The organism is Streptomyces sp. NPDC002884 (assembly GCF_040295245.1).
In the GTDB taxonomy this organism is placed as follows: Bacteria; Actinomycetota; Actinomycetes; order Streptomycetales; family Streptomycetaceae; genus Streptomyces.
Genome location: NZ_JBEOVB010000004.1, coordinates 38,403 through 53,752, shown reverse-complemented (window position 1 = coordinate 53,752; position 15,350 = coordinate 38,403). Strand labels below are relative to the sequence as shown.

The window sequence follows — 15,350 nt, the reverse complement described above, 5'->3', positions numbered from 1 at the left end:
CCCACAGCTCGGGGCACGACTCACGGAACGGCCCGGGGGGCGACCCTGTGGGCGGCGCAGAGGGCGACCCTGCGGGCGGCCCGGAAGGCGGCCCGGAGGGCGACCTGACGGACGGGCCGGACAGGGACTCGACGGACGGGCCGGACGGCGACCCGCCGGACGGACCGGGCAGCGGCCCGGCGGGCGACCCGGGCAGCGGCCCGGCGGGCGACCCGGGGAGCGGCCCGGCGGGCGACCCGGGGAGCCGCTCGACGGACGGACCGGAGAGCGGTCCGGCGGACGACCTGGGCAGCGGTCCGGCGGACCACGCAGGCGGCGGCCCGGCGGGCGACCCGGGGAGGGAGCGGGGCCTGAGGAGTGCGAGGCGGGCCTATATGGCTGTCGCGTTGGTGGCGGTGGCCGCGCTGCTCGCCGGGCTCGGCATCTGGGCCGGCCGCTCCGCGGACCCGGATTCCGCCGCCGACGCCCTGCCCGACAACGCGGCCTCGGGTGAACTGCCCACCGGCCCCTGCGCCCCCACCGACACCCTGATCCCGCCCTGCGGCGCCTGGTGGGGCGCCGCCGTGCCGTACGCCGAGGACGGCTCGCTCAAGGACGCCGTGCACGGTTTCGAGAAGAGGATCGGCCGCAAGCTGGACCTCGTCTACAACTACCACGACATGTCGGGCACGAAGCTCGACGGAGAGCTCCTCACCCCCGACGAACAGGAACTCGGCAAGGACAGACTGCTCATGCTGGCCTGGGAGTCCACCGTCTGGACCGAGCCGCACCACGAGAACTGGACGGAGACCCAGCTCGGCTGGAAGAACATCGCCTCCGGCAAGCTCGACGAGGAGATCCTCGATCCGCAGATCCGGCGTATCAAGGCCTACGGGAAACGCGTCTTCCTCTCCTTCGACCAGGAGACCGACGCCCGCATCAAGGAGGGCGCGGGCACCCCGGAGGAGTTCGTCGCCGCGTACCGCCATGTCCGCGACCGGTTCCGCGCACTGGGCGCCGACAACGTGGTGTGGGTGTGGACCGTCTCCGGCTACCTCGGCAGCGCGGCCGACATGAAGGCCCTCTACCCCGGGGACGAGTACGTCGACTGGATCGCCATGGACCAGTACAACTACTACCAGTGCCACGGCACCACGGACTGGAAGGACTTCCTGCGCAGCCAACGGCCCAGCTACGAGTGGCTGCGCGCGAACATCAGCGACGACAAGCCGGTGATGCTCGCGGAGTTCGCCACCGCGCCCGACGCCGACGCCCCGCAGCGCCAGCGCGACTGGTACACCCGGATTCCCGCCGATGTGAAGGAGCTGCCGGAGGTGAAGGCTCTGGTGCACTGGAACCGGCCGACCTCCGAGAAGCCCGTGTGTGATCTGACCGTCAACGAGGGCCCGGGTCTCGAGGGCTACCGGGAGGCGGGCAGGAACGGCTACTTCCACCAGCCCGTGCCGCCCCGCTGACCGCGCCCCGCGCCTTTCCGGCCTTCGCGCGGCCACCGGTGGCGAGCGGCAGGAACGTGGCGGCCGCGACGGCGGCGGTGAGGCCGACGAACAGGGGCAGGGCCGCCGGCGCGAGCTCCTGCCGCCACACCCAGCCGCCCACCGCGACGAGGTAGAGGACGCCCCAGCGCCCCGGCCACGTCAACCACCGATCCGCCCGCGTGAGCAGCAGCCACAGCGGCAGGAGACACAGCAGCTGCACGGTCGGCGGCGCCCAGCGCAGCAGCGGCCCGGGCCCGTCGAGCCCTGTCCCCTCCGCGAGGAAACCGGCCGCCTTCGCGTACAGCGCCCCGTCGACCGGTGACGGCTCCCGGCCGAAGGCGAGGGGCACGGCGTACAGGGCGAGCAGCACCGAACCCAGGGCGGCCCCCGGCAGCAGGGCGCCGCGCGCCGCGCGCAGCGTCACCGCACCGACGAACACCACGAGCAGCAGGCCCCCGGCGACGAGCGCCGTGAGCGGCAGCGCCGCCAGCAGCTGACGTCCGGTCGGCACGTCCTCGGCCGGGCCGTCGAGGGCGTCGAGGGCGTCGAGGGCGTCGAGCCAGGGCAGATCGCGCAGTGCCGTCCAGAAGACCGCGGTGGCCCCGCCGAGCAGGGCCCACAGTCCGCCCGTGACCCACCGCTCCCGGTTCCCGGGGCCGGGGGATCGAGGGGGCCCGAGGGACTGACGGGGCCGAGGACGCCCAAGGGCGGGGCGAGGCGGCGCGGGAGGTCGGGAGGGACCGGTCCCCTCCGGCGTGTTCCTCTTGACGGCCTCGGGCTCGTGCGGGGGCCGCCTTATCAACGCAAGCGTGTCCGCTTGCAGCGCCTCACGCTCGTACCCGGGGCGCCCTATGAACAGGGCGACCGTGTCCTCGTCGACGCCGTCGCGTTCGTGAGCCGCCCGGCGTGCCCAGTTCGTGCCGTACCCGGCGGTGGCGTTCAGCCGCGCCCAATGGGTGCCGTAGGCCGGGGCGGCAGCGGACCGGCCTACGGGCGGACGGTCGTTGCGGCGCAGCGCGGAACGCAGACCGGCGGCGGAGACGGCGGCGATCAGCGTCATGCTGATCAGCACCGCCCAGCCCGCGCCCGCGATCCCGGTCGGGGCGAACAGCAGGGCGGCGCTGCCCAGCACCAGCGTGCACATGGCGCCCTGGAGCGCGGCGAGCACGCCGGTGCGGCCCTGCACCCGCAGCACCCCGATGTACAGCTCGACCACGACCCGGGGCAGCGCCCCGGCGGCCAGCAGCCGCAGCACGGTGGTGCCGTGCTCGGCGTAGTCCTCGTGGAACGGCAGCAGGATCTGCGGAGCGAACACCACCAGGAACAGCACCACCGGCACCAGCAGCAGCGTCATCCGGCGCAGCGCCCCGCGCACGCCCTCGGCGAGCTGGCGCGGATCGTGCGAGGCGTGCGCGGTGAGGGAGGAGGCCATGTTGATGGCCATGAACTCCATCGTGCCGCCGACGGTGTACGCCACGTAGAAGTAGCCGTTCTCCGCCGCGCTGAAGCGGACCGCGACCATCACCGGCAGCAGGTTGATCATCGCCAGGCTGAAGAGCGCGCCCAGCGAGTCCCCGGCCAGGAAGCGGCCCATCTCGCGCAGCCGGGGAGGCTCCAGGTCACGGTCGGCGGCGGCCTGGCGCGGGATCAGCCGGCGGAAGATCAGCCAGCCCAGGGGCAGTGTCGAGAACGCGATCGCGACGGCCCAGGACACGAAGATGCCGAGCACCGGCAGCGCGGTCGCGCACACGGCCAGCAGAATCAGCTTGCCGACGGAGAACACCGCGTTGCCGATGGGCACCCAGCCCGACCTGCGCAGACCGGTGAGCACCCCGTCCTGGAGCGTGAGCAGCGCCCACGCCACGCACGCGACGACGAACGTCGCCCCCGCGGCGGTCGTGCCGAGCGGCGCGTACGTCGCGCCCCACAGGTCCAGGGTGAGCAGGAAGACGAAGGCCGCGACGGCCACGACCACCGAACTGGCCGCGTACGCCCGCCACGCCAGCGAGCCCGTGGCCCGCCCGGCGCGCGGCACGAAGCGGACGACGGCCCCGATCATCGTCGTCGCCGTGATGCTGGCCAGCAGCCGCATCGCCGCGATCGCCGCCGAGCCCTGGCCGACGGCCTCCTCCGAGTAGTAGCGCGCGGCCACCAGCCAGAAGCCCAGGCCCAGCACGGCGGACACGCCCGTGCTGAGCATCAGGAAGTAGGCGTTCTTGAACAGGGATGCGGAGCCGCGGGTCCTGTCGGCCGGCGCCGCGTCGGCCTTGTCCTTTCCTGCGGGCGGCGCCGAGGGCTCGGGTACCTGGATCTCGGCCTGCGTCTCAGCCACGGGTCGGTTCCAGCCCTCCCGGCGCCTCGGCCGGCCGTACGCCGGACTCCTGGAGCACCTCGACGACCTGCCGGGCCCGCAGCGGATCCACGGGCAGCGCGTGCCGGGCGAACCAGCGTGCCCCGGCGGGATCGGGCGAGGGGTCGGTGAAGGCGGCACCCGCGTAGTCGTCCAGAGGCGGGTCATAGAGGTACCCGACGACGAGGCCCCGCCGTGCGAGCGCCGCCCTCGCGGTATCCCGATCGGCGACGAACAGGGGTACCCGGAACAGGGGTTGGACCCGGTCGGCGCGGGGTGCTCCGGGCCGCGCCCACGGCGTGGCCAGAAGCAGCTCCGTGCCTGCCCGGCAGGCCGCCAGCACCTCGTCCAGGCGGTCGAGCCTGCGGCCGATGCGGCCCGCTCTCAGCGGTCCTGAGCGCAATCGGTAGTCGTGCATGTCGACGCGGACCCAGGAGTCGTGCGCGGTGAGGTCCGGCGCCGCCTCGACGGCGCGGGCCAGCTCGGCCGGCCGCAGCGGCATCCGGATCTCCTCCCGTTCCATCAGCCTGAGCAGCCGCATCGTGGCCCAGGCGGCCCGCCGCAACCGGAGCCCCCGCACGGTCGCCTCCGCGTACGGCCGCACGGTGTAGGCGAGTTCGGCCGTGAACCGTCCCGGCAGCAGCAGGTCCTCGCAGGTCTTCACCAGTGCCTCGCGCAGTCCCGGGTCGGCACAGGCCAGGAATCCGCCGGCCTTGGCGCCGACATGCTTGGACAGGCTGAAGACGGAGGCGTCCCCCCAGGCGCCGACCGGTCTGCCGCCCACCTCGCTGCCGATGGCGTGCGCCCCGTCCTCGAACAACGGGATGCCCAGCGCGTCGCACTTCCTCCGCAGGCGCGGCGTGTCGTCCGGGTTGCCGTACAGATTCGTCGTGAGGACGCCGGAGAGCGAGCCCCACACCTCGTCGGGCACGGCATCGATGTCGATCGACGCGTCCAGCGGGTTCAACGGCGCCTGCACGGGCCGCAGTCCGGCCGCGAGCAGGACGAAGAAGATCACGTCGTCGTTGACCGGCGACATCAGTACCCGTCCGCCGGGCGGGCACCAGTGGCGCAAGGCCACGTACAGCCCGAATCTGCACGACGGCACGTACACGCATTCCCGGCCGAGTCTGTCGCGCATGGCCGCTTCCAGCCGTTCCGGCCGTGAGCCACGCCGCGCCGACCCGAGGCCGGCCTCCCCTATGGCCATCCGCCCCCCAGTTGTGCCAGGGGAAGGCCCCCTCCCCGAGGCCTTCCAGCACCCGCCCAGAGTCTCCCGTTTCGCACCGCTCCGTCAAGATTGCGGACCGGCCGGTGGACGACTTCGAGTGAGTGAGCGGTAGCGGAGAGCTGCCGGCCGACGGGCCGCGCCGGTCCGGCCCCCATGTCACTTCCGCGACGTCGGCCGTAACGTGTGGCGCGGCTCGGCGCACCCGCGCGACACCCGCTCGGGGTCCGGCGAGCCCGACATGGCGAGCACCAAAGAGCGCACGAAAGAGAGGCAGTACCCGATGCCCCCCTTCGACCTTCCCGAGGGCGACCCCTTCGGTCCGCACAACCTCCCGTACGGCGTCTTCTCCCTGCCGGGCTCGACGGAGCGGACCGTCGGCGTCCGGCTCGGCGATCATGTCCTCGACGCGGGCGCGGCAGCCCGCGCGCTCGGTTCGCCACACGCCGGCCTGCTCGCCTCGCCGACGCTCGACCCGCTGCTCGCGGCGGGACGCACGACCTGGTCGCAGGTGCGCCGCGCCCTGACGGAGTGGGTGACCGACCCCGCCCACCGGCCCACCGTCGAACCGCTCTTCCATCCTCTTTCCGGCGTGAGCCTGCACCTTCCCTTCCAGGTCGCCGACTACGTCGACTTCTACTCGTCCGAGCACCACGCCCGGAACGCGGGAGCGATCTTCCGCCCGGACGCCGGGGACGTCCTCCTGCCCAACTGGAAGCACCTGCCGATCGGCTACCACGGCCGGGCCGGCACGGTCGTGGTCTCCGGTACGGACGTCGTCCGCCCGTCGGGCCAGCGCAAGGCGCCCGCCGACCCGGCGCCCGTCTTCGGCCCTTCCGTACGGCTCGACATCGAGGCCGAGGTCGGTTTCGTCGTCGGCGTGCCCTCGCGGCAGGGCAGCCCGGTCGCGCTGACCGACTTCCGCGAGCACGTCTTCGGTCTGTGCCTGCTCAACGACTGGTCCGCCCGCGACCTCCAGGCCTGGGAGTACGTCCCTCTCGGCCCGTTCCTCGCCAAGTCGTTCGCCACGTCGGTGTCGGCGTGGATCACCCCGCTGGAGGCCCTGGAGGACGCGCGGGTGACGCCCCCGGAGCGGACCCACCCCCTCCTCCCCTACCTGGACGACGCGGCGGCCGAACCCGGCGGTTACGACCTGCGCATCTCCGTCGCGCTCAACGGTCACGTGGTCTCCGATCCGCCCTTCGCCACCATGTACTGGACGGCCGCCCAGCAACTCGCCCACCTCACGGTCAACGGCGCCTCCCTGCGCACGGGCGACCTGTATGGCTCGGGCACGGTGAGCGGCCCCCACCCGCACGAGCGCGGCTCCCTGCTGGAACTGACCTGGAACGGCCGTGACCCGCTGGAGCTCCCCGACGGCAAGCGCACCTTCCTGGAGGACGGCGACGTGGTGACCCTGTCGGCGTGGGCCCCCGGCCCCGGCGGGACGCGAGTGGGCCTGGGAGAGGTGAGCGGACAGGTGCTCGCCGGGTGAAGCCCCCGGTGACGGGCCGGAGGTCGCGGCGGACGGCGGTTCCGGTGCCGCAGTCCGTGACCGAGCCGGCGGCGGGGCCGAAGCCGGCGCACCTGCCGACTGCGGGTCCGGCACCGGTGCCGGCGGCGGATCCTGCACCGATGCCGGCGGCGGGGTGGCTGGTAGTGGTGGGGCCGCCGAGCGGGGGCGGCCGGGGCTGAATCGGGGCCTCGTCGTGGGCTGACTCCCGGAGCAACCGCCGTCATACTGGCGGCGGGCACGGTTCTCGTGCCGAGCCCGCCGCCCATGGCAGGCCGCACGCACGCGGGTACGCCGTACGCACTCCGCGCGCATGTGGCCCACGCCCCCTTCCCGACCAGGATCCGGAGCCCATGGCATGACCCTCTGCCTGCTCCTGCTGAGCGTCGTCGCCCTGTCCGCCGCCGTGCCGGCTCCGCGCGCGCTCACCCGGTCCGCCTGGCCCGAGCGCGAGCCCGTGATCGGACTGTGGGTGTGGCAGTGCCTGGTCGCCACGGTCCTGCTGTGCTGCCTGACCGCCCTGACCCTGGGCGCCGCCGCCGTGTTCCACACCGTCCGCGCCCGGGTCTTCGCCCCCGCGCCACCCGGGGTCTCCGAGGCGTACGACCTCTCCGCCGCCCCCTTGTGGGCCGCGACCCTGACCCTGCTGCTGGCCTGCGGGGCCGCCTGGACCACCGCGATGCTGGCCCGTGAACTCGTCGAGGCCCGCCGGCGCCGCGGCCGGGCCAGGGCCCACCTGCGTGAGCGCGCCCCCGACCTGCCCGCCGGCCTGCCGTCCGCCCGGGGCCCGCTGCTGGTACTGGAGGACGAGTACCCCGACGCCTGGTGGATGCCCGGCAGCCCACCCCAGTTGATCGTGACGACCGGCGCCCTGCACCGCCTCACCTCCCACCAGCTGGACGCCGTCCTCACCCATGAGCGCGGCCATGCCCGCGCCCACCATGACTGGCTGCTCCACCTGTCGACCGCCCTCGCCACCGGCTTCCCCCGCATTCCGCTCTTCTCCCACTTCTGCGACCAGACCCATCGCCTGGTCGAACTCGCCGCCGACGACACGGCGTCCCGCCGCTGCGGTCACCTGACCACCGCGCTGGCCCTGATCGAGCTGAACCAGCACCGGGGCGTCCTGTCCTGCGCCTCGAGCAACCGTCTCCTCGGCGAGCGGGTCGACCGCCTGCTCCAGCCGCCCCCGCGCCTGCTCCGCCGGCAGCGGGCGCTGACGACGACGGCGGCCACGCTGGTGCCGCTGCTGCCCCTGCTGATCGCCTTCGCCCCGGGACTGACGGCGTTGTCCTGACGGCCTTGTCGCGACCTGGCAGATCTTGTGTACGCCGGTCCTGTTCTCCCAGGTCAGCGCCTTCCCTGACGCTCCCGCAGGTGGCGCAACACTCCGGCAACACTGCTTTTCCTACCGGCTCGCTATGGTTCGAAACATGCCACCCACCGACCGCATCCGAGACCACGCCGGCCAGGGCGCGACCACCGTCGCCGCCCACCGTGCGCGTCGTCGGCTGCGCGCGGACCAGGCCCGACAGCTCGCGGACCTCCTGCGCCGCCAGCTGCTCTCCGACGGCTTCCCGGACGGCACGCTCCCCCACGAGTCGACCCTCGCCGGTGACTACCGCGCCTCCCGCAACACCGTCCGCCAGGCCCTCGACCTCCTTCGGGCGGAGGGACTGGTGGAGCGCCTGCCCGGCGTCGGCACGGTCGTCGTGGCGCAGAAGTACCCGCACGGCCTGGACCGCCTGATGGGCCTCGCGGAAACCCTGCACGAGCACGGCCACGTCACCAACGAGGTCCGCACGATGGGCCCCGTCGCCGCGCCCGCCCCGGTGGCCGACCGCCTCCACGTCCCGCCCGGCACCGACGTGCTCTACATCGAACGCCTGCGCCGTCTGGGTGGCCTCCCCCTCTCTCTCGACCTCACCTACATCCCGCTCGACATCGGCACCGCCCTGCTCGGCGCCGACCTGGAGAACACCGACGTCTTCCGGCTCCTGGAGGCCGTCACCGGGCAGCGCCTCGGCCACGCCGAGATCACCCTGGAGGCGGTGACCGCGGACGCCCACTCCGCCGCCGTACTGGAGGCACCGCGTGGCGCGGCCGTCCTGATGCTCGAACGCCTCACCCACCTCGCCGACGGCCGCCCGGTGGACCTGGAGTTCATCCGCTTCCGCGGAGACCGCATCTCGATGAGCGGCCTGCTGCACCGCTCCCTCTGATTCCTCCCGTCGGCATCGCTTCCGTCGGCATCGCTTCCGTCCCCCTTCTTCGCCCTCAACCCCTGATCGTTCGGCACGGCCTGATCGGTTCACCGCCGGGCGGGATTTCGCAGAATTTCTCGGGACTTTTCTGGAGACAGCCATGACCTTGGCACCCCAGCGGGCCGACGTGCCCGTGACCATCGACGAGTCGAAGTGCATCGACGGCTGCACGCTCTGTGTGGACATGTGCCCGCTGGACTCCCTCGCCATCGACGAGAGCAACGGCAAGGCCTACATGCACGTCGACGAGTGCTGGTACTGCGGCCCGTGCGCGGCTCGCTGTCCCACCGGTGCCGTCACGGTCAACATGCCCTACCTGCTCCGGTGAAAGGCCCGAACCTCCATGAAACCCAAAGCGATCACCGCGTCCGCCGCCCTGTTCCTGTTCCTGCTCCCCCTCACCGGATGCGGCAGCGCCGAGGCCGGCAGCGGCTCGACGGTCACCGTCACCGTCGGCTACCAGTCCAAGACCATCAACACCGTCACCGCGGGCACCCTGCTGCGCTCGCTCGGCTACTTCGAGAAGGAGCTGAACGCCCTCGGTGACGGCACGACCTACAAGGTGGACTGGCAGGACTACGCCACCGGCGCCCCCATCACCGCGCAGATGACCGCCGGGAAGATCGACATCGGTTCGATGGGCGACTTCCCGCTCCTCATCAACGCGGCCCGCGGCAAGCAGCTCGGCAAGCCCACCCACCTGGTCTCGGTCACCGGCTACAACCTCCGCGGGGGCCTCAACACCATCGTCACGGCGCCCGACTCCAAGCTCGCCTCCATCGAGGACCTCAAGGGCAAGAAGGTCTCCACCAGCATCGGTTCCGCCGCCGACGGCACCCTCGTACGGGCCTTGCAGCGCGCCGGCATCGACCCGGCCAAGGGCATCGAGAAGCTCAACCAGCAGCCGGCCGTCGGGGCGTCGGCCCTCTCCGCGGGCAGCGCCGACGCGCTCTCGCAGTTCGTCGCCTGGCCCGGCCTGCTCGCCTACCAGGGCAAGGCCAAGGCCCTGTACGACGGCGCCCAGCTGGACCTGCCCACCTTCCACGGCGTCACCGCCCGCGAGGACTTCGCGAAGAAGCGCCCGGCCGTGCTGGAGGCGTTCCTGAGGGCGCAGTCGGAAGCCACCGGCTACCTCGGCACCCACCCGGTGGCCGCCGCCGAGAAGGTCGCCGAGGCCACCGGACTGCCCGCCGAGGTGGTCTACCTCTACAACGGCGCCCACGGCATCTCCACCTTCGACCCGGCCGTCAAGCCTCAGCTCGTCGCCGCGCTCAAGAAGGACGTCGCGATCCTGAAGGCGGCCAAGCTGACCGGAGACGTCGACGTGGACTCCTTCGTCGACGACCAGTACGTGAAGAAGGCGCTCGGCCCGTCCTACGCCGAGCAGCTCGCCGCCACGCCCGCACCGGCCGCGAGCGAGGTCTGGCCCAAGGACGCCACGCAGACCCGTGCCTTCAAGACGCCCGCCGAACTGCTGGCCTACGTGGCGCAGCACAAGGACGGCATCCGCGCCGCCTACGTCCCCGACGCCACCACCGGCACCCTGTGGTTCGCCGACAAGGCCGTCTGGGTGACCGACGGCACGACGCTCGTGCCGTTCGTCGCCCCGGCGACCGCGCAGGCCTACGTCGACGCCCATGGCGGCGCCCGCGTCGTCACGTACGCCGACGCGCTGGGGCGGGCGTCGTGACCCGGTACGCGCTGCGGGTGGCCTCGGTGGCGGCCGCCCTCGGCCTGTGGCAGCTGCTGACCAGCCTGAACGTCGACCTGTGGTTGCGTTTCTCGCAGTTCCCCACGGTCGCCGACGTGGCCCGCGCCTTCGCCGACCGGCTGGCGGGCGACGACTACTGGACCGACCTCACCGACAGCCTGACCCGCATCGTCACCGGATTCCTCCTGGCCGCCGTCCTGGGCGTGGCCACGGGCGTGCTCGTGGCGCGCTCGCGCCTCGCCGAGGACCTGCTCGGACCGATCCTCGAAGTCGTCCGCCCGATCCCCGCTATCGCCCTGGTGCCCGTCGCGATCCTGCTCTTCCCCTCCAACGAACAGGGCATCGTCTTCATCACCTTCACCGCCGCCTTCTTCCCGGTCCTGGTCTCCACCCGGCACGCCGTCCGCGCGCTGCCCCCCGGGTGGGAGGAGGCGGTCCGCACCATGGGCGGCGGCCGGTGGCGGATCCTCGGCTCGGTCGTGCTGCCCGGGGCGCTGCCGGGCATCTTCGGCGGTCTGTCGGTCGGCATCGGGGTGTCGTGGATCTGTGTGATCTCCGCCGAGATGATCTCCGGTCAGTACGGCGTCGGCTACCGCACCTGGCAGGACTACACGGTCGTCGACTACCCCGGGGTGTTCGTCGGCATGGTCACGATCGGCGTGCTCGGCTGGGCCACGTCCACGGCGGTGGAACTCCTCGGCCGCCGCCTCACCCGCTGGCTGCCCCGCACCTCGTACGTCCCCACCGGCCGGGCCCGGCCGAAGGGTCCCCGGTCGGCCGCTCCGGCACCGGCCGCCTCCCCCGCCGTCCCCACCGGACCCGAACCCGCGGAGGCGCGCGATGAGCACCTCGTCTGAGACCCGCGAGACCCCCCGTACGGACACCGCCGAGGCGGCCACCACCACGGCCGGCACCACGGCCACCGGTACGGCCGTACGCGGTACCCGGCTCACCCTCCGGTCGGCCGCCCTCGGCCGCCCCGACGCCACCGCCCTGGCCGATGTCGACCTGGACGTCGCGCCGGGCGAGATCCTCACCGTCGTCGGCCCCTCGGGCTGCGGCAAGTCGACGCTGCTGCGCACGCTGGCCGGACTACTGCCCGCGCTGACCGGAGCCGTCGAGCAGGACGGCCGGCCGATCGGCGGACCGGCGGCGGACCGCGCGCTGGTCTTCCAGGAGGACGCCCTGCTCCCGTGGCGCACCCTGCTGGCCAACGTCGAACTGCCCCTCGCCATCAAGGGCTCACCGCGCGCGGAGCGCAGGAAGCAGGCCGCGGCCTGGCTCGAGCGGGTCGGACTCGCCGACCGTGCCCGGCAGTTGCCGCACCGCGTCTCCGGAGGCCAGCGCCAGCGGGCGCAACTGGCCCGGGCCCTCGCCACGGGTCCGCGCGCCGTCCTCATGGACGAGCCCTTCGGCGCCCTCGACGCCCAGACCCGCGCCGGCATGCAGGACCTGCTGGTGGAGGTGCTGCGCGGCACGGGCGCGACCGTCGTCTTCGTCACCCACGACGTGGACGAGGCCCTGTTCCTCGGCGACCGCGTGGCCCTCCTCGGCGCGGGCCGCCTCGTCGCCGTACGGGACGTGCCGCGTCCGCGCGACCGGGCCGCCCATGACGACCCGGCGCGCGTGGCCCTGCGGCGCGATGTCCTGACCTCACTGAGCATCTGAAAGGCACCCCGGTGGACACCCTCCTGCAGATCCCCGCGCTCGGCGACGCCGAGGAGCTGACCTGCGACGTCCTCGTCATCGGTGGCGGCACCGCCGGCACCATGGCGGCCCTGACCGCCGCCGAGCGCGGCGCGGACGTCCTGCTCCTGGAGAAGGCCCATGTCCGCCACTCCGGGGCGCTCGCGATGGGCATGGACGGCGTCAACAACGCGGTCATCCCCGGCCGCGCCGAGCCCGACGACTACGTCGCCGAGATCACCCGCGCCAACGACGGCATCGTCGACCAGTCCACCGTCCGCCAGACCGCCACCCGCGGCTTCGCCATGGTGCAGCGCCTGGAGTCGTACGGCGTGAAGTTCGAGAAGGACGAGCACGGCGACTACGCGGTCCGCCAGGTCCACCGGTCCGGCTCCTATGTGCTGCCCATGCCGGAGGGCAAGGACGTCAAGAAGGTGCTGTACCGGCAGCTGCGGCGGCGCGAGATGCGGGAGCGGATCCGTATCGAGAACCGGGTGATGCCGGTGCGCGTGCTGACCTCGCCGGAGGACGGGCGGGCCATCGGGGCGGTCGGCCTCAACACCCGCACGGGGCGGTTCGTCACCGTCCGCGCGGGCGGGGTCGTCCTCGCGACCGGCGCCTGCGGCCGCCTCGGCCTGCCCGCATCCGGCTACCTGTACGGCACCTACGAGAACCCCACCAACGCGGGCGACGGCTACGCCATGGCCTACCACGCCGGCGCGGAACTGACCGGCATCGAGTGCTTCCAGATCAACCCGCTGATCAAGGACTACAACGGTCCCGCCTGCGCCTACGTCGCCAACCCCTTCGGCGGTTACCAGGTCAACCGGCACGGCGAACGCTTCGTCGACTCCGACTACTGGTCGGGCCAGATGATGGCCGAGTTCGCGGCGGAGGTCGCCAGCGACCGGGGCCCGGTGTACCTGAAGCTGAGCCATCTCCCCGAGGAGTCGATCTCGGCCCTGGAGTCGATCCTGCACTCCACCGAGCGCCCGACCCGGGGCACCTTCCACTCGGGGCGCGGTCACGACTACCGCACGCACGACATCGAGATGCACATCTCGGAAATCGGCCTGTGCGGCGGCCATTCGGCCTCGGGCGTACGGGTGGACGAGCACGCCCGCACCACCGTCCCCCGCCTGTACGCCGCCGGTGACCTGGCCTGCGTCCCGCACAACTACATGATCGGCGCGTTCGTGTTCGGCGACCTGGCCGGCGCGGACGCGGCCCGGTACAAGGCGTACGACGGTGAGCTTCCCGCCGACCAGCTCCGCGCGGCGCACGAGCTGATCTACCGCCCGCTGCGCAACCCGGAGGGCCCGCCGCAGCCCCAGGTCGAGTACAAACTGCGCCGCTTCGTGAACGACTACGTGGCCCCGCCGAAGTCGGGCGCGCGGCTGTCGTTGGCCCTGGAGGCCTTCGAGCGGATGCGCGGCGACATCGCCGAGATGGGTGCCCGCACCCCGCACGAGCTGATGCGGTGCGCCGAGGTCTCCTTCATCCGGGACTGCGCGGAGATGGCCGCGCGCGCCTCGCTGGCCCGCACCGAGTCCCGCTGGGGCCTCTACCACGACCGCCTCGACCACCCGCACCGCGACGACGCATCCTGGTTCCATCACCTCGATCTGCACAAGTCCCCTTCCGGTGCGATGGAGTTCACGGCCCGGCCGGTGGCTCCGTACCTGGTTCCGGTCGACGAGTTCACCCCCGTCGGCGGCCCGTCCCGGCAGCTCGGCGAGGTACACCCCGAGGGCGTGGCCACGGCCGGTTCACGGGATGTCGCGCCCGTCGCCACCGGGGCCGAGGCAGCCGCCCCGCAGTCCACGGACGCCTCGGCGCCTCCGACGCCCGAGCCCGCCCCCGACCGGTCCTCCCCCCGGTCCTCCGCCCGTCTCCTCGAACTCGTCGCCCTGGCCGAGGACGAGCCCGAACTCGACTCCCTGCTCCCCTACTTGACCGACGCGGTGCCCGCCGTCCGGCGCGAGGCCGTCGCCGTCCTCACCGAGACCGTGCCGTCGGGCACCGGTCCGGCCCTCGCCGAGGCGCTGCGCGACCCCGCCGCCGAGGTACGTGCCGCCGCCGCGGCCTCCCTGCGCGAACTCGTCGAGACCCTGCCGGCGGAACCGGCCCTGCGCGACGGCCTCGCCAGCGCCCTCGCCCAACCCGACCCCGTCGTCCGTGCCGCGGCCCTGGACGTGCTGCGCGCCCTGCGCCTCGGTGACGCCGCCCTGTTCGCGGGCTCTCTGACCGACGCCGACATCGCCGTCCGTATCGAGGCCGTCCGCGCCCTGGTCTCCGTCGACGCCGCCGAGGAACTGGCCCGTGCGGCGACCGCCGACCCGTCACGCGAGGTCCGCGTCACGATCGCCAAGTCCCTGGCCACGGTGGCGGCCGGACGCCTGAGCGACACCTCGACGTCCGACGCCGGCTCCATCGAAGGCTCCGCTTCCGCCCCCGGCCCTGACCGCGACCCCGGCTCTGATCTCGACCCTGGCCCTGATCTCAGCCCTGGCCCTGATCTCAGCCCTGGCCCTGATCTCAGCCCTGGCGCCGACCCCGACCTCGGCTCCGGCCTCAACCCCGGCTCCGGCCCCAACCCCGGCTCCGCCTCCGGAGACGGCACCAGCACCAGCTTCGACGCAGGTATCGCCCCCGAGCGCGACGCCGTCCACGCGGCCCTCGCCGGTCTCGTCGACGACCCCGACGCCTTGGTGCGTGCCGCCGCCTACGGGGCGTTGGGCACGACCGGCTGCCCGGCGCCACTCGCCGCGCGAGCCGTGAGCGCGCTGGCGGACCCCGCCTGGCAGGTCCGCGCCGGTGCCGCCACCGCGCTGTCCGTGGCCCACCCCACCACGGCCCTCCCCGTCCTCGCCAAGGCCCTGGCCGACCCGAACGCCGACGTCCGCAAGGCCGCCGTCCTGGCCCTCACCCGGCACCGCGCCTCGGAAGCCGCCCGCGCGGCCCTCGCCACGGCGACGACGGACTCCGACGCGGACGTCAGGGCGTACGCGACGCGCGCTCTGTGACCAGCTCACCCGTCGCTTCCGCACCGCCCCCGGCCGACAGCCAGGGGCGCCGACGCCCGGCCCCCGGGCCCTCGTAATCAGTCCCGGTCCCCAGTCC

The 15,350-nt window shown here is 73.3% G+C and carries 11 protein-coding genes; 9 read left to right on the top strand and 2 right to left on the bottom strand.

The window, feature by feature from the left end:
• Positions 1 to 47 precede the first annotated feature (47 nt).
• Positions 48 to 1,454, top strand: a complete 1,407-nt coding sequence (locus ABT070_RS10280) for a glycoside hydrolase family 26 protein (protein WP_351757501.1) — start codon at positions 48 to 50, stop codon at positions 1,452 to 1,454.
• Here ABT070_RS10280 and ABT070_RS10275 read toward each other — a convergent pair.
• Together ABT070_RS10275 and ABT070_RS10270 are read right to left on the bottom strand one after the other, a co-directional pair.
• Positions 1,375 to 3,807 (bottom strand): lipopolysaccharide biosynthesis protein, encoded by a 2,433-nt coding sequence (locus ABT070_RS10275; RefSeq protein WP_351757498.1) that lies wholly within the window; start codon positions 3,805 to 3,807, stop codon positions 1,375 to 1,377. The genes ABT070_RS10280 and ABT070_RS10275 overlap by 80 nt on opposite strands.
• The gene (locus ABT070_RS10270; RefSeq protein WP_351757495.1) at positions 3,800 to 5,035 is read right to left on the bottom strand and encodes a DegT/DnrJ/EryC1/StrS family aminotransferase; all 1,236 of its coding nucleotides are present in this window, start codon (positions 5,033 to 5,035) and stop codon (positions 3,800 to 3,802) included. The genes ABT070_RS10275 and ABT070_RS10270 overlap by 8 nt, the downstream gene beginning before the upstream one ends.
• Before the next feature lie 301 nt (positions 5,036 to 5,336).
• Here ABT070_RS10270 and fahA point away from each other — a divergent pair, with 301 nt between their 5' ends.
• From fahA to ABT070_RS10230, 8 genes are all read left to right on the top strand, one after another.
• Positions 5,337 to 6,548, top strand: coding sequence for a fumarylacetoacetase (fahA, locus tag ABT070_RS10265; protein ID WP_351757492.1), 1,212 nt, complete (start codon positions 5,337 to 5,339; stop codon positions 6,546 to 6,548).
• Between the two features lie 376 nt (positions 6,549 to 6,924).
• Complete coding sequence (locus tag ABT070_RS10260; RefSeq protein WP_351757489.1) at positions 6,925 to 7,863, top strand: M56 family metallopeptidase; 939 nt, start codon at positions 6,925 to 6,927, stop codon at positions 7,861 to 7,863.
• Positions 7,864 to 7,999: 136 nt separating this feature from the next.
• On the top strand, positions 8,000 to 8,788 hold the full coding sequence (locus ABT070_RS10255; protein WP_351757486.1) for a GntR family transcriptional regulator: 789 nt from the start codon (positions 8,000 to 8,002) through the stop codon (positions 8,786 to 8,788).
• 142 nt (positions 8,789 to 8,930) lie between these two features.
• Entirely contained in the window at positions 8,931 to 9,158 is a 228-nt protein-coding gene (locus ABT070_RS10250; RefSeq protein ID WP_020130156.1) for a 4Fe-4S dicluster domain-containing protein, read from the top strand.
• 15 nt (positions 9,159 to 9,173) lie between these two features.
• Positions 9,174 to 10,520, top strand: a complete 1,347-nt coding sequence (locus tag ABT070_RS10245) for an ABC transporter substrate-binding protein (protein ID WP_351757484.1) — start codon at positions 9,174 to 9,176, stop codon at positions 10,518 to 10,520.
• On the top strand, positions 10,517 to 11,398 hold the full coding sequence (locus tag ABT070_RS10240) for an ABC transporter permease (protein ID WP_351757481.1): 882 nt from the start codon (positions 10,517 to 10,519) through the stop codon (positions 11,396 to 11,398). The genes ABT070_RS10245 and ABT070_RS10240 overlap by 4 nt, the downstream gene beginning before the upstream one ends.
• Positions 11,382 to 12,209, top strand: coding sequence for an ABC transporter ATP-binding protein (locus tag ABT070_RS10235; RefSeq protein ID WP_351757478.1), 828 nt, complete (start codon positions 11,382 to 11,384; stop codon positions 12,207 to 12,209). Before ABT070_RS10240 ends, ABT070_RS10235 begins: the two co-directional genes overlap by 17 nt.
• An 11-nt stretch (positions 12,210 to 12,220) precedes the next feature.
• Positions 12,221 to 15,253, top strand: coding sequence for a fumarate reductase/succinate dehydrogenase flavoprotein subunit (locus ABT070_RS10230; protein WP_351757475.1), 3,033 nt, complete (start codon positions 12,221 to 12,223; stop codon positions 15,251 to 15,253).
• Positions 15,254 to 15,350: the final 97 nt, after the last annotated feature.

Bases quoted from the DNA above. Each gene is read 5' to 3' on its own strand.
- ABT070_RS10260 (WP_351757489.1), top strand. From the start codon at position 6,925: ATGACCCTCTGCCTGCTCCTGCTGAGCGTCGTCGCCCTGTCCGCCGCC.
- ABT070_RS10235 (WP_351757478.1), top strand. From the start codon at position 11,382: ATGAGCACCTCGTCTGAGACCCGCGAGACCCCCCGTACGGACACCGCC.
- ABT070_RS10245 (WP_351757484.1), top strand. From the start codon at position 9,174: ATGAAACCCAAAGCGATCACCGCGTCCGCCGCCCTGTTCCTGTTCCTG.
- fahA (WP_351757492.1), top strand. From the start codon at position 5,337: ATGCCCCCCTTCGACCTTCCCGAGGGCGACCCCTTCGGTCCGCACAAC.
- ABT070_RS10270 (WP_351757495.1), bottom strand. From the start codon at position 5,035: ATGGCCATAGGGGAGGCCGGCCTCGGGTCGGCGCGGCGTGGCTCACGG.
- ABT070_RS10250 (WP_020130156.1), top strand. From the start codon at position 8,931: ATGACCTTGGCACCCCAGCGGGCCGACGTGCCCGTGACCATCGACGAG.
- ABT070_RS10255 (WP_351757486.1), top strand. From the start codon at position 8,000: ATGCCACCCACCGACCGCATCCGAGACCACGCCGGCCAGGGCGCGACC.